A 14,331-nucleotide genomic window follows, 5' to 3' on the forward strand; every position below is an offset into this window, starting at 1 on the left:
GCAGATGCCCGTCTGACATCCCCCAGCGGGCGTCAGACGGGCACCTTCGATGCCCGCTCCTGCCTCGGGGACAGGGAGCGCGGGCAGCTACAGACTAACCGATACCGATGGCTCCAGTCAGCATCCCGACGCCGAGCATCACCAGGGAGATGACGGCGGTGCGCCACAGGACCTTCTTGTGGTGGTCGCCCAGGTCCACCTTGGCCAGCGAAACGAGCAGCAGGATGGCCGGAACCAGGGGGCTCTGCAGGTGGAAGGGCTGGCCCGTGATGGAGGCGCGGGCCATGTCGGCGGCGCCGACCCCGTAGTGGGCTGCGGTTTCGCTGAGGACCGGCAGGACGCCGAAGTAGAACGCGTCATTGCTCATGAAGAACGTCATGGGGATGCTGAGCACACCGGTGATGACGGCCATGAACGGGCCCATGGAGGTGGGGATGATCTGGACCAGCCAGGCGGACATGGCTTCCACCATGCCGGTGCCCTTGAGGACGCCGGTGAGGACGGCGGCGGCCATGACCATGCTGACCACGGCCACGATGGACGGTGCGTGCGCAATGAGCTGGGCGCCCTGGTCCTTGACCTTGGGGAAGTTGACCAGCAGGGCGATCGCGGCGCCCACCATGAAGACGAACGGCAGCGGGACGACGTTGGCGACGAGCACCACCATGACGGCGACGGTCAGGGCCAGGTTGAACCAGAACAGCTTGGGGCGCAGGGTGCTCCGGTGGGGATCGAGCGCGGTGTCCGCCATGGCGGAATCGTGCTCATCCACCAGGGTTTCGGTACGGTCCAGGACAGCCACCGAGCCACCGGCGGGGGCTGCTCCGCCGGGGTTGCCGCCCCTGCGGCCGCGGCCGGTTCCGGAAGCGGGGGTTCCGGAGGCACCTGCGGACGTGCCGCCGTCGAACTCTTCCGCAGTGTCCGGCACGCCCCAGATCTCGGGGGCGGTGGCGCGGAGGCGGTTGCGTTCCTGCAGGCCCAGCAGCCAGGAGAAGGCGAAGACGACCACCAGGCCGGCGACGAGGGACGGGATCATGGGAACGAAGACGTCGTTGACGTCGATCTTCAGGGCGGTGGCGGCGCGGGCCGTGGGGCCGCCCCACGGCAGGATGTTCATGGTGCCGTTGGCCAGGCCGGCCACGCAGGTCAGGACCACGGGGCTCATCTTCAGCCGCAGGTAGACCGGCAGCATGGCCGCGGTGGTGAGGATGAAGGTGGTGGACCCGTCGCCGTCCAGGGACACGGCGGCGGCCAGGATGGCGGTGCCCAGGACCACCTTGGCGGGGTCGTTGCCCAGCTTGCGGAGGATGAACTTCACCAGCGGGTCAAAGAGCCCGACGTCGATCATCAGGCCGAAGTAGATGATGGCGAACATCAGCAGGGCCGCGGTGGAGGTCATGGACTTCATGGAGTCCATCACCATGTCGCCGATGCCCAGGCCGGCACCGGCGAACAGGCCGAAAACAGTAGGGACAATGATCAACGCCAGCACTGGCGTCAACTTCTTCGTCATGATCAGCACCATGAATACCGCGATCATGGCGAATCCAAGTATTACCAGCACAGCCGGCTCCTTCTTGTGAACAGCGGCACAGCGGTGTGACGCGTGCTACAGACTGTAGGGTGGCGGCCGTCACGGCAGTGCCTTTGGCTCAATTGATTGGCATACTGCTTATTGGAAGCATTTTGCTCATTGTGCTCACAGCGCTTCGGCGCCAAAACCCTGGCCCGCCGCCACCCGTCAAGGAGGATGAATGCAGCGTTCCGCGTCCCGGCAGCCGCTGCGGTTTTCCACCCAGACGCTGTTGCTCCAGCTGGCCGTGGTGCTGCTGGTGGTGCTGCTGAGCACCGCCGTCCATGCGTGGCTGACCTACGACCGGGTGGGCAGCGATGCGGAGAACCAGGCACTGACCCTGGCCCGGACTGTTGCCTCCGATCCGGAGGTCCGCGCCGATGTGCTGGCGATCAGCAACCAGCCCGGCACTCCCCCGCCCGCCGAACTCCTGGCCGGGCCGCTGCAGGCATCCGCGGAGGCAGCGCGGACCCGGACCGGGGCGCTGTTCGTGGTGATTACCGACGAAACCGGCATCAGGCTGGCCCACCCGGATCCGCAGCGCCTGGGCGAAAAGGTGAGCACCGATCCCTCCGAGGCATTGTCCGGGCAGGAGATCACCACCCGGAACACCGGAACGCTCGGTCCGTCCGCCGGCGCGAAGGTTCCGGTGTACGCGCCCGGGACCGGCACGGTGGTGGGCGAGGTGAGCGTGGGCTACTCCATGGAAACAGTGGCCCAGAGCGTGGCCCGGGATATCGGGCCCGTTGCACTGACCGCCGCTGGCGCCCTGCTGGCCGGGGTGCTGGGCTCCTTCCTGCTGCGCCGCCGCCTGCAGCGCCTCACACTGGGCCTGGAGCCGGAGGAGATCAGCACCCTGGTGCACGACCAGGTGGCGGTGCTGCAGGGCGTGGACGACGGCGTGATCGGCGTCAGTGCCGACGGCCGGGTCAGCGTCTTCAACGCCGCGGCGCAGCGTCTGCTTGGTTTGCCGGACCTGGCGGGCTCGCGCTGGGAGGACGCGCCGGTCCCGGAACAGCTGAAGTCCCTGACCCGCCCGGGATCCGGTGTTGCCGGCCCGGCGGTGGGCAGCAGCGCATCGCCCCAGGACGCCCTCGAGCTGGTGGCGGGCGGCCGGGTGCTGGTGGTGAATGCGCGCAAAGCCCTGCACCGCCGGGAGGACCTGGGCTGGGTGGTCATGCTGCGCGACCGGACGGAACTGCAGGAGCTTACGCGGCAGCTCGACGCCGTCGGCACCATGTCCACCGCGCTGCGCGCCCAGCGGCACGAGTTCGCCAACCAGCTGCACACCCTTGCCGGTTTCCTGGGCATCGGGCAGCACCAGGAGGCGCGTGATTACCTCGCAGGGCTCGCCGCCACCGGCCCGCTGAAGTTCCCGGTGGACCAGGCCGAGCTGCTCCAGGACCCGTACCTGCAGGCATTCGTGGGCGCCAAGGGCGTGGAGGCGGACGAGCGGGGCGTCGCGCTGCGCATCGGGCCCGAAACCCTTGTCCGCGGGCAGGTGACGGAGGCCCAGGATGTGACCACCGTGCTGGGCAACCTGATCGACAACGCCGTCAACGCCGCCGTGGCGGGGTCATCCGCGGACCGCTGGGTTGAGCTGGAGGTGCTGGATGAGCCGGGCGACGACGGCGGCACGCTGCACGTCGTGGTGGCGGACTCCGGTGACGGGCTGGCGGAAGGCACCGACACGGAAGCCGTGTTTGCCGAGGGTTTCACCACCGCGTCCGGACCGGTCCGCGCCGGCGGCGGCCAGGGTTTCGGACTGGCGCTGGCCCGCCAGCTGGCGCGGCGCCGGGGCGGCGAGGTGAAGGTGCTGGACCGCGGCGCAAGGGGTGGGCCGGGGGCCGTATTCATGGCCACCCTGCCGCATACGACGGCAGGAAGCCCTGCCGCAAAGACCACGGGGGAAGCCGGAAAGGAAAAGAATGGCTGACGATTTTCGGGTCCTGATCGTGGACGACGACTTCCACGTGGCCAAGCTGCACGCCGCCTACGTGGATTCGGTGGCCGGGTTCCTGGCGCTGGCCCCTGTCGGTACGGCGTCGCTGGCCCTGCAGGCGATCCACAGCCTGCGGCCGGACCTGGTGCTGCTCGATGTGTACCTTCCGGACGCCTCCGGGCTGGACCTGCTGCAGCAGCTGGACGTGGACACGATCATCCTCAGCGCCGCGTCTGATCCCGCGTCGGTCCGGGTGGCGTTCCGCCGCGGCGCCCTGGGGTACCTGCTCAAGCCCTTCACCGCGGAATCACTGTCCCAGCAGCTGCGCTCCTATGCCCGGTACCGGCGCCTCCTAGGGCAGCCCGGGGCACTGGACCAGGAGGGCGTGGAGCGCGCCAAACGCGCGCTGATTCCGGGGGACGTCACGCCGTCGTCGAAACCACGCTCCGCAACGGAGGCCGCGGTGCTGGAATCGCTGGCCCCCGGCGAGCAGTACTCCGCCGCCGAGGTGGCCGCCCGGGTGGGAGTTTCCCGCGCCACCGCCCAGCGGTACCTGTCCTCGCTGGCGGACGACGGAGCGGTGGACATCCAGCTCCGCTACGGCACCACCGGCAGGCCCGAGCACCGCTACGGCCTGCCGGCACGGTAGGGCCGGAAACTTACTCGCTCTTCTGCGCGACCACTTCGATTTCGACGAGCATCTTCGGGTCCAGGAACGGGAGCACGTGGACCAGGGAGAGGGTGGGGCGGATCTCGCCGAACACCTCGCCGTGGGCCCGGCCGGCCTCTTCCCACTTGCTGATGTCCGTCAGGTACAGCTTGGACTGCACCACGTCCCCGTAGTCGAAGCCGGCATCCGCCAGGACCTTGTCGAGTTTCTGCAGGATGTACTGGGTCTGGGTGTAGAAGTCATCCCCCACCACTCCTTCGTCGCCGCTGGCCGCGGTGGCAGAGATGTAGAGGGTGTTGTCCACCTGGACGGCGCGGGAATAACCGAGGGTCTGTTCCCAGACGGATCCGCTGCCGAAGGTTTTGCGCATGGGTGGGCCTTTCAAAGCTGGAATGGGTCGCCACCACTGTAGGGCTGCTACAGGTCGCGCCGGTAAACCAGCAGTTTTATGTCGGTTCCGGGGACCAGCCAGTCCCGTGCCGGCACCCGCTGGAAGCCGGTCTTGCGGTAGAGCCCGTGCGCGCTCTCCCAGGTTTGGCCGGTGGTGAGGGCCACCGCACGGATACCGGGAAGCGTCCTGGCATGGCCGATGATGGCCTCCACCATGGCTTTGCCGGCGCCGCTGCGCTGGACGGCCGGGTCCACCACCAGCATCCGGAATTCCAGCTCATCCTGCAGGGCGATATCAGCGTAGGGCTCCCCCGCCAGTGCCAGGGTCACCGAACCGACCACGGCTCCATCGCGCTCCGCCACCCAGATGGTGGCCTGCTCCGCGCGCTCTGCCACATCCATGATGTTGACCATGTAGGGGTGGGCTGCGTCGTCGAAGTAGCCTGCCGAAAGATAGGAAGCTCCGGTGATCCGGGCAATGGCGGGGAAGTCGGCCTCGACGGCGGGACGGATGGTTATCTGCGGCTGCACCCGTCAATGCTAGTGGCGGGCCGGGGCGCCGTACGGCAGGAAGGCACTTTCCGTGACAGAACTATCAGAACGGGCAACCCCGTTCCTTCAATCAGGCCACCCGTGTGCCCGCTCAGAGCGGAAACTTGCCGGACAGCTCCAGGCTGGCGGCGCAGGTCCAGGCGTCCAGGCGCTCGTCGTCCGTGGGTCCGCCGTCGAGCGGGCTGGTGAGGCGCGGCCTGCGCACCCAGCAGCCGGCCTCCTCCGCGATCAGGGCGCCGGCTGAAAAGTCATGCTCGTTCAGTCCCCGCTCACCGTAGGCATCGTGGGTTCCGTCGGCCACCATGCACAGGTCCAGGGCGGCGGAACCAAGCCGGCGGACATCGGCGAAGCCGTCCATCAAGGCGCCGAAGGCAGCGGCCTGTTGGGCTCGGATATCGGGCTCGTAGCTGAACCCGGTGGCCAGGATCTGCCCGGCGCGGCCCGGTACCGGCCCGTCCAGCCTGGTGACAGTGCCGCGCTCCTCCAGCCATGCGCCCTGGCCGCGGGCAGCGTAGTACACCCGCCCCAGGGCGGGGGCGTTGACGACGCCGGCCAGCCAGGCGCCGTCGGCATCGGCGACAGCCACGGAGGTGGCGTAGTAGACGATGTTGCGGATGAAGTTGGTGGTGCCGTCCAGGGGGTCGATGGACCAGCGGTAACCGGTGGGGTCGGCGGCCCGGGTGGTGCCCTGTTCCTCGCCGGTGATGCTGTCGCCGGGGCGGGCGGCGGTAATGACGCCACGCACGGCGTTTTCCGCGGCAAGGTCAAAGGCCGTCACCCAGTCCCCGGCCGCTCCCTTGTTGCTCGCGTCCAGGGCGTTGCCGTCACGGCCGGACAGGACTTTAGCGCCTGCCGCGGCGGCCTGTTTGGCTACCTCCAGCAGTTCCGTTGCGGACGTCATGCGTTCTCCTCCACGGTGCTCTCCCCGGCAGTGTTCTCCCCTGCAGAGGCAGGTACGGTCGCCTCTTCGTTGCCCCCGTCATCCCCGCCCGGTTCCACGGCATCTCCTGCCGCCGCATCCCCCACGGCTGCCGGCCCGCCGTCAAGCAGTTGCCGGAACCCGTCCTCGTCCAGGACGCGGATGCCCAGCTGCTCTGCCTTGTCCAGCTTGCTGCCGGCGCTTTCGCCCGCAACCACATAACTGGTGTTCTTGGAAACGGAGCCGGCTGCCTTGCCGCCGCGGAGCAGGATGGCTTCCTTGGCCTCGTCGCGGCTGAAGTTGGGCAGGGACCCCGTGACCACCACGGTCAGCCCTTCCAGGGTGCGCGGCATGGACTCGTCGCGTTCGTCCTCCATGCGTACCCCGGCGGCGGCCCAGCGGTCGATGATCTCGACGTGCCAGTCCTCGGCGAACCACTCCTTGAGCGCGGCGGCGATGGTGGGGCCGACGCCGTCCACATGCGCAAGTTCCTCCTCGGACGCGGCGCGGATGCGGTCCATGCTGCCGAACGCCTGCGCGAGGGCCCGTGATGCGCGGGGACCAACGTGTCGGATGGACAGGGCGACCAGGACGCGCCAAAGCGGCTGGGTCTTGGCCTTTTCAAGTTCCGTGAACAGCTTCTGGGTGGTGGCGGTGGGTTTGGACGGCGACTTGGCCGTGCCCTTGCTGAAGAAGTACGGCACCAGCTCGTATTCGCCCGTGGGAACGCCTTTGCTCTTCTTTTCGCGCTGGATCCTGACGCCGGCCAGGTCCTCGGGGGTGAGGTCGAACAGCCGGGCTTCGGAAGTCAGCGGAGGGGTGTCCGGTTCCGCGGGCTGCGTCAGTGCGATGGCCGCTTCCCAACCCAGGGCCTCGATATCGAAGGCGCCACGGCCGGCTACATGGAACACCCGCTCCCGCAGCTGGGACGGGCAGGACCTGGCGTTGGGGCAGCGGACATCCACGTCCCCCTCCTTCGCAGGTGCCAGCGGGGTACCGCAGGAAGGGCACTCGGTGGGCATCACGAAGTCGCGTACCGGTGGGTCCTGCTGGTCCCGGAGGTTCAGGACCGGGCCCACGATTTCGGGGATGACGTCCCCCGCCTTGCGCAGGACGACGATGTCGCCGATCTTGACGCCCTTGGCCTTGACCACGTCCTGGTTGTGCAGGGTGGCCATTTCCACGGTGGATCCGGCAACCTTGACCGGCTCCATGACGCCGTAGGGCGTGACGCGGCCGGTGCGGCCCACGTTGACCTGGATATCCAGCAGCTTGGTGTGGACTTCCTCCGGCGGGTATTTGTACGCCACGGCCCAGCGCGGAACGCGGGTGGTGTTGCCCAGGGCCCGCTGGGTGGCGAAATCATCCACCTTGATGACGATGCCGTCGATTTCGTGGAGCAGCTTGTGGCGCTGGTCCCCGTACCGCTTGATGAAGGCCAGGACGTCGTCCCGGGCGGCCAGGACCTCGAAGTACGGGCTGACCGGCAGGCCCCACTCCTTCAGCAGGCCGTAGGTTTCCGACTGGCTGCCGGCGGCCAGGCCCTCCCGGGCGCCGATGCCATGGACGAACATCTTCAACGGCCGTTTGGCCGTCTCTGCCGGATCCTTTTGCCGCAGCGAACCTGCTGCGGCGTTGCGTGGGTTGGCCAGCGGAGCCTTGCCGGCTTCGATCAGGGCCTCATTGAACTCGGCGAAGGCCTTGGACGGGATGAAGACCTCGCCGCGCACTTCCATTTCCGCGGGAAAACCGCTGCCGCGCAGCTCCTGCGGGATTTCCTTGATGGTGAGCAGGTTGTGGGTGATGTCTTCGCCGGTAGTGCCGTCGCCGCGGGTGGCCGCGCGCACCAACCTGCCGTCGCGGTACAGGAGGTTGACCGCCAGGCCATCGATCTTCAGTTCGGTCAACCAGGCAGCATTGGCGCCGCCGTCGCCGATTTTTTCGATGCTGGCCTCGGCCCGGTTGAGCCAGGCCTCAAGCTCCTCCAGCGAGAAGACGTCCTCCAGGCTGTACATGCGCTGCAGGTGTTCCACCGGCGCGAAGGCGGCGGACACCTCGCCGCCCACTTCCTGGGTGGGTGAATCGTTGGCGACGAGCCCGGGGTGCAGCGCCTCGATCTCCTCGAGGCGGCGGAAGAGCGAATCGAACTCGGCGTCCGATACCAGGGGCGCGTCCTCCTGGTAGTACGCAAACCGGTACTTCCGGACCAGGTCAGCAAGGTTTTCGTATTCCTCGCGGATGGCCTCTGTGGGTACCGCTTCGGGCTGGTGCGGTGCCGTGGTCCGGGTGGCGGTCTGTTCTGCGGGTCCTGGTCCTGTGCTCACAGACCTATCTTGCCCTACACCTCCGACAGCCGTGGGGCAGCACGGCGTGGCACCCGCCCGGGCTCAGTGCGACCGGAGCCGGTTCCGGTTCCACACGGCGAAGGCACCGGCGGAAGTGCCCACCAGCAGCGTGCCCAGGGCGATGGGTCCGAGGGCCGGTCCACCCGGGCCCTCACCGCCGGCGGGAGCCACGGCAGCCATCTGGGTCGGCCCGCCGGAGCGGGTGACGGGGCTGTTCCAGTCCTGCCCGCTCGAGGGGCCGGTGGGTGGGCGGTAGCCCGCTGTGGCCGACGGCGATTCCGTGGCAGCGGCCCCCTCCGGGTCCGGCGCCACCGTTGCCGGCAGCTGGGCCGGGTCCGGGGCCGGGACGTCAGGCTGCGCCGGTTGGGGCTGGACGGGCTGGAGTGTAGGGGCAGGCACTCCGGCGGGAGGTGCCGGCTGGGCCGGCGGCGGGACCGGGTCCCTGGATTTCCGCGGCCGCCCGGTCTGGCCCGCGTCGGGGCTGCTGGCGAGGATGGGTACGCAGACCAACCCGCAGTCTGATGGGGCCTGGGTGTCCGACGCCGGAGTTGGCGAGGGCGCGGTGGCGGCGGCGAGCGCGGGCCCGGCCGGGAAGAAGCCAAGAGCTAGAGCCAGGGCAGCTGCTGAAGCCGTCGTCGAGACGGCATGGAGGATCGGAGCGGACGGGGTCATTGCTACCTTTCGATGCGCGCAGCCCCCCACCGCGGCTTTCTGGTGTCCCCGGTAGTCTTCTACAGCGCCTGGCGGGGCCGCAAATCCGCCGCAGCAGCGGCCCCGCCGTCATTGGTCCTGCTCAGTCCCGGTTTTCGGGCGGCAGGGCCACCTGGATCTTCCGTGCCTTGCCGCGTCCCACCACGTACCCACGGCCCGGGATGAAGTCGGGGCTCACCCGGCCCAGCGAGGTGTTGAGCAGGCTGTCGCCTTCAATGTCGCCCGGGTTGAGGAGCAGGCCCCGGCGCCCGGACTTGAACGGCTGGGCAAGCTGCCAGGCACTGGACCAGGTGGAGGATTCGGACTCGCCCACCACCCACTGGTCCGCCTTCAATGAAGCGGTGACCAGCTGCGCCATCCCTGATTCGGCGATGGTGTCCGTGAACTCCGTCAGGCCTTCGATGAAGAACGCCACAGCTCCGGGATTACCGGTGGAATGCTCCACCAGGTCCTCCACCACCTCGGCGAGGTCGTCAGGTCCCACCACCGAGCGGTTCCAGATGGGGAGGGAGGCGACGGCGGACCGGCGGGATCCGAGGTAGATCAGCTCGGTGGCGGGGTTGGACCGGCGCAGGGCGTAGGCCAGGGTCACCAGGGCCACGGTCCGGCCGGCGCCTGGGGGGCCCGCCAGCAGCAGCGGGCCGCGGGCCATGATCTCCGCGGGCTGCAGGGATTCGTCGTCCACGCCGACCACCGGCAGGTCCGGGCTGCCGGCGGGCAGGACGTCCAGGTCCACCTGCTCGGGCAGCCGTTCGATTCCAGGTGCGGTATCGAGGCCCTGGCGCAGCATGGCTTCGCTGAGCTTGTGGACTTCCCGGGCCTGCAGCGCCAGGTTGGAGTTGCCGCCCAGCACGGCCAGCTGGACTTCGAGCCCGTCCAGCAGGCCGCGGCCCGGGGGCGACGTGGCGGTGAGGACATCCCTGGGCACGTCCATGGAGATGTAGTCGTCCTCGTTGGAGAGGCGCAGCACCAGCCGGCGCTGGATGGAGGCGAGCAGCGACGCGGGGACGGCGTTGGGCCGGTCCCCCGTCACCACCAGGTGGATGCCCAGCGTGCGGCCGTCGGTGGCCAGCTGCAGGAAGATGTCCCAGAGCCCGGAAAGCTTGCTGTGCTCGTAGGCTTCCCGGAACGCGGACATGCCGTCCACCAGCACGAAGATCCGCTTCTCGTCCGGCCGGTTGGCCAGCTTCCGGTACTCCACGATGGTGGACGCCCGCACCTCAGCGAACTGTGCGGACCGCAGCTCGGCGATGTCGCGGAGGAGGCGCAGCAGCCGCCCAACTCGTTCCACGTCGTCGCCGTTGATGATCTCGCCCACGTGCGGAAGCTCTTCCAGCATCCGCAGCCCGGAGGAGCCGCAGTCGATGCCGTACACGTGGACCGGGCCGCCGCGCGGGGTGACGGCAGCGGCAATGGCAATGCCGCGCAGGGCTGCGGACTTGCCGGAACCGCCCGTTCCGTAGATGGCCATGTTGCCGTCCCGGTCCGGTTCGTAGAACACGGTGGGCTGGTCCTGGTGCACGGGGTCGTCGGCCACGCCGAGCAGGAGCTGTTCGTCAGTGCGGGGGTTGGGCAGCTTGGAGAAGTCGTAGGTCTTGGCCAGTTCGTCCAGCCATGGCTTGCGGGGCGGCTGGATGGCCAGGGTGTCCGCTGCGTGCACGATGGTGGAAGTCATCCGGGCAATGTCGTTGGGGCCGGCCGGTTCCTGGGCAACGGGCTTGTCAGGGGCGGGCGCTTCCCAGCTGGGACCGGAACCAAAAGCCATTTCCACGATGTCGATCTGGGGCCGCTGCGGCTTGTCGGTGGTCCAGCCGCCGGCGTAGCCGGTCTGGAACCCCTGGATGCGGCCGGGCCCCGTCTTGGCGGCACCGCGGCCCGGAATGGCGGGGTCGAAGTAGGCGGCGTCCGGGACGCCGAGGATATCCGTGGCGTCGTCCTCATCGGCCATGCGCAACGCAACCCGGAGATTGGTGTTGGCGCGGAGGTTGTCCTTGATGACGCCGGCGGGCCGCTGGGTGGCCAGGATCAGGTGCAGGCCCAGGGAGCGGCCACGGGCGGCCACATCCACCACCCCGTCCACGAACTCGGGAACATCGTTGGCCAGGGCGGCGAACTCGTCCACGATGATGATCAGGTACGGCGGGGCTTCCGGGTCTGCCTCGCGCTGCAGGGCCAGCAGGTCCTTGGCCTTCTTCCGGTTCAGCAGCTGCTCACGGTAATGCAGCTCCGCGCGCAGGGACGTCAGGGCACGGCGCACCAGGTGCGGGGACAGGTCGGTGACCAGCCCGACGGTGTGCGGCAGGTTGATGCAGTCCGCGAATGCGGCGCCGCCCTTGTAGTCCACGAACAGGAAGCTGACCCGGTCCGGGCTGTAGGCGGCGGCCATGCCCATGACCCAGGACTGCAGGAACTCGGACTTGCCCGCGCCGGTGGTGCCGCCGACCAACGCGTGCGGCCCCTCGTTCTTCAGGTCCAGGTACAGCGGCTCGATGCCCTTGGAGCCCACCAGGGCCCGGAGCGTGCCGTTGTCCTTGCGGTTCGCCACCGCGGTGGCGTGCACGGAGTTGTTTTCCGTCCAGCGCTCGGCCACGGACTGCGGGTTGTCCAGGAAGTCCTTGCCGATCAGCGTTGCGTAGGACACGGCGCGCGGCAGGTCGGAGTCGTCGTTGACGGGCTTGCCCACGTCCACCACGGGCGCGAGCATCCGGGCGAGCTGGGCGGCGAGTTCCGCGTCCACGCTCTCGCAGCTGACGGGATAGGTGTGGCGGCCCAGGCGCACCTGTCCGGTGGTGGTGCCGTGGTCGCCGTCCACCACCATGAAGTCGCGGCAGGCGGCGGGCAGGGCCTGGATGTCGGTGGCCACCCACAGGACGTGGACGCCGGAGTCGGGCCCGCGTTCCGCCAGCCGGGTGAGCCGGCCGCGGTCCACGGGAGCGTCGTCTTCCACGATGACCAGCACCGAGGGAAGGACCGGCTCTTCGAGTTCATGCTTGACGGGGTCGATGCCGGGGCGCAGTTCCGGGGCGGTCCGTTTGGCGGCCGCTTCGCGGGCATCCACCAGGTCCTCCAGCCGGGCCAGCAGGGACGAACCGCCGGCGGAGCCGGCGGCCAGGTGGTCCCCGCCCAGCGGGCTGTGCCCCGAGCCCACGTGCGGCAGCCATTGCAGCCAGTTCCACCGTTCGCGGGACTGGGCGGAGGTGATGGCCGTCAGGACCACCTCGGCGGGTGAATGCAGGCCCACGAGCTGCAGCACCATGCCGCGGGCAACGTCGTCCACCAGGCCGCGGGCGCCGGCGATGCCCAGGGCGCCGGAGGTGCGCAGCTGGGAGACCACGGGGACGCCTTCGATCTCGCTGAACTGCTTGATGCAGTCCTGGATCTCGCGGGCGAACTGGACCTCGGTGTCATTGTTGGAGGGTTCCTCCAGCGGGATGCGGGAGGGCGCGGTCCCCAGTCCAAAGCGCAGGCCCAGGAAGGAGGAGTGCTCGGGCCGGTGCGTCCACAGCAAAGGCCCAAGCTTGTAGATGGCATCCACGGTGTCACTGACGGACGGTGCTTCCTGGAGCCGGACCGCCCTTTCCACCTGCTGCAGTTCGGTCAGGTCCTGCCGGAACGCAGCCATGGAGGCGCGGAACTGCTTGAGCTGTTCCTTCTGCTGCTTCCGCGTCCGCATCCTGGTGTCCACGTAGTGGCCCACGATGAACAGGGGCATCATCAGCATGAACACCATGGACAGCACGTTCTGCGTGACCGCGAAGATCACCGCGCCCATCATCAGGGGTGCCACCAGCATGATGTACGGGAAGGGATGGTCCTCGGGGCGCTTGGGCCCGGCAGGAAGGACGCGCTTGGGCACGTCGAAGCGGGGCACAACGCGCGGGGAGCGGTTGAAGTCAACCAGGGGCGACGTCGGCGCTGCCGCGTGGTTGTGCCCCAGCGGCACCACGGTGACGGTGGTGTCCCCCAGGGTCACGGTGTCGGACGAGTTCAGGGTGGCCCGGGTGACGGGCAGGCCGTCCATCAGGAGGCCGTTGGCGGAATTGGTGTCCACGATCTCGATGCTCTCGCCCACCGTGATCCGGGCGTGCCGCTTGGACGTGAGCGGGTCCGTCAGGCGGATGTCCACGTCCCGGTCCCGGCCGATGTAGCTGGTTCCGGTGGGCAGCGAAAATTCGCGGCCGACGTCGGGCCCGGACAACACGCGCAGCGTGGCCGCAGCAGGGCCACGGCTGGCTCCGGGTTCGTGGAACTGCCCGCTCACCTGGGCCAGCGAGACCACGGAGCCCGGGCGCAGGCCCGATTCGAGGAGGTTGTCCTCCCGGGCCAGGACGTTTCCGGTGATGCCGGCGCCCACGAAGGCTTCGTCGATGCGCAGGGAAAGGTTGTCCGGCGCGGGCGTGCCCTTGCGGTCGGGGTCGGCCGCCCAGAGCACGGTGGCGATGTCGGCCACGGTGGCCAGGCCGTCCACCGTGACAGCCAGGTCCTTGGCGTCGGCGGGTTCGCGGCGGAGTGTCAGCCGGATCCTCATCCTTCGTCCACGCCCCTCATCTTTTCGAGCAGGTACAGGTCATCAGGGGTCACCAGGTGCGTGGTGACCGCGTGTTCCACCAACCGGGCGCGGCGGTTGGTGGCAAGCTTGCCGCCGCCTCCGCGCAGGCCCACCACGCCAACGCGGTCCAGCTTGTCGCAGACGTTGTCCAGCTTGCGGTTGAAGCGGGTCAGCGCCCAGCCCAGGGTCTTGGCGGCGGCCGCCGAGGACGGGATGGTGCTGAAACCGGTGCCTTCGCGCCGGAGCACCGGCTCGGCGAGGGCGACGATCAGCGCCTTCTGGGCGTCGGTGAAGACCACGGGGCCGATGGTGGTGTCACCGCTGCTGGCATCCTCCCGGGCTTCCTGCCGGAAGGACGGCGTCTTCAGGTGCACGGCAAACTCGTAGGTGGTGGGCCCGGCCGTGAAGATGACGTTGGTGTGGCTGAACACCAACGGAATCCGTGCACCGGGCGACAACCACGCCTGCATGCCCCCGGACGCGTCAGCCACGGTAGCGGACAGCATGCTGCCCACGTTGCTGAGCCACCAGATGCCGTCGTAGCGGGCCACCTGCAGGAACTGCCGGTGCAGGTACGGGTTGTCATCCACTTCAAGGTCGCCTTCGCGGCCGATATTGAAGATGTCCTCATCCGATAACTCGTACCATTCGCCACAGAAATCTATTGCTAGATCCCCCAT

Annotated in this window: 10 protein-coding genes; 2 read left to right on the forward strand and 8 right to left on the reverse strand. The window is 68.8% G+C overall.

The window, feature by feature from the left end; all coding sequences use genetic code 11:
* Positions 1-94: 94 nt before the first annotated feature.
* Positions 95-1,564 carry a CitMHS family transporter gene (locus AC1DIP_RS14215; RefSeq protein WP_477734108.1) on the reverse strand — a complete coding sequence of 490 codons (1,470 nt, stop codon included), beginning with the start codon at positions 1,562-1,564 and terminating at the stop codon, positions 95-97.
* 190 nt (positions 1,565-1,754) lie between these two features.
* Between AC1DIP_RS14215 and AC1DIP_RS14220 the strand changes: the two genes are divergently transcribed.
* Positions 1,755-3,509 carry a sensor histidine kinase gene (locus tag AC1DIP_RS14220; protein WP_477734109.1) on the forward strand — a complete coding sequence of 585 codons (1,755 nt, stop codon included), beginning with the start codon at positions 1,755-1,757 and terminating at the stop codon, positions 3,507-3,509.
* Positions 3,502-4,164 (forward strand): response regulator, encoded by a 663-nt coding sequence (locus AC1DIP_RS14225; RefSeq protein WP_476210171.1) that lies wholly within the window; start codon positions 3,502-3,504, stop codon positions 4,162-4,164. Before AC1DIP_RS14220 ends, AC1DIP_RS14225 begins: the two co-directional genes overlap by 8 nt.
* A gap of 10 nt (positions 4,165-4,174) precedes the next feature.
* Here the strand turns inward: AC1DIP_RS14225 and AC1DIP_RS14230 are convergent, their stop codons facing one another.
* From AC1DIP_RS14230 to AC1DIP_RS14260, 7 genes are all read right to left on the reverse strand, one after another.
* On the reverse strand, positions 4,175-4,555 hold the full coding sequence (locus tag AC1DIP_RS14230) for a RidA family protein (protein WP_477734110.1): 381 nt from the start codon (positions 4,553-4,555) through the stop codon (positions 4,175-4,177).
* 47 nt (positions 4,556-4,602) lie between these two features.
* A complete protein-coding gene (locus AC1DIP_RS14235; protein WP_477734111.1) occupies positions 4,603-5,106 on the reverse strand; it encodes a GNAT family N-acetyltransferase in 504 nt (167 codons plus the stop codon).
* Positions 5,107-5,218: 112 nt separating this feature from the next.
* Positions 5,219-6,028, reverse strand: coding sequence for an inositol monophosphatase family protein (locus AC1DIP_RS14240; protein ID WP_476210165.1), 810 nt, complete (start codon positions 6,026-6,028; stop codon positions 5,219-5,221).
* Positions 6,025-8,370: an NAD-dependent DNA ligase LigA gene (gene ligA / locus AC1DIP_RS14245; protein ID WP_477734112.1), complete on the reverse strand. Its 2,346-nt coding sequence runs from the start codon at positions 8,368-8,370 to the stop codon at positions 6,025-6,027. Before ligA ends, AC1DIP_RS14240 begins: the two co-directional genes overlap by 4 nt.
* Positions 8,371-8,433: 63 nt before the next feature.
* Positions 8,434-9,063, reverse strand: coding sequence for a hypothetical protein (locus tag AC1DIP_RS14250; RefSeq protein ID WP_477734113.1), 630 nt, complete (start codon positions 9,061-9,063; stop codon positions 8,434-8,436).
* Between the two features lie 121 nt (positions 9,064-9,184).
* Positions 9,185-13,630 carry an FtsK/SpoIIIE domain-containing protein gene (locus tag AC1DIP_RS14255; RefSeq protein ID WP_477734114.1) on the reverse strand — a complete coding sequence of 1,482 codons (4,446 nt, stop codon included), beginning with the start codon at positions 13,628-13,630 and terminating at the stop codon, positions 9,185-9,187.
* Complete coding sequence (locus tag AC1DIP_RS14260; RefSeq protein ID WP_477734115.1) at positions 13,627-14,331, reverse strand: hypothetical protein; 705 nt, start codon at positions 14,329-14,331, stop codon at positions 13,627-13,629. The genes AC1DIP_RS14255 and AC1DIP_RS14260 overlap by 4 nt, the downstream gene beginning before the upstream one ends.

It is taken from the genome of Pseudarthrobacter sp. 05T312 (genome assembly GCF_056396685.1).

Excerpts from the sequence above, each read along its gene's own strand:
- AC1DIP_RS14240 (WP_476210165.1), bottom strand. The coding sequence starts at position 6,028 with ATGACGTCCGCAACGGAACTGCTGGAGGTAGCCAAACAGGCCGCCGCG.
- AC1DIP_RS14220 (WP_477734109.1), top strand. The coding sequence starts at position 1,755 with ATGCAGCGTTCCGCGTCCCGGCAGCCGCTGCGGTTTTCCACCCAGACG.
- AC1DIP_RS14255 (WP_477734114.1), bottom strand. The coding sequence starts at position 13,630 with ATGAGGATCCGGCTGACACTCCGCCGCGAACCCGCCGACGCCAAGGAC.
- AC1DIP_RS14250 (WP_477734113.1), bottom strand. The coding sequence starts at position 9,063 with ATGACCCCGTCCGCTCCGATCCTCCATGCCGTCTCGACGACGGCTTCA.
- AC1DIP_RS14230 (WP_477734110.1), bottom strand. The coding sequence starts at position 4,555 with ATGCGCAAAACCTTCGGCAGCGGATCCGTCTGGGAACAGACCCTCGGT.
- AC1DIP_RS14225 (WP_476210171.1), top strand. The coding sequence starts at position 3,502 with ATGGCTGACGATTTTCGGGTCCTGATCGTGGACGACGACTTCCACGTG.
- AC1DIP_RS14260 (WP_477734115.1), bottom strand. The coding sequence starts at position 14,331 with ATGGGGGATCTAGCAATAGATTTCTGTGGCGAATGGTACGAGTTATCG.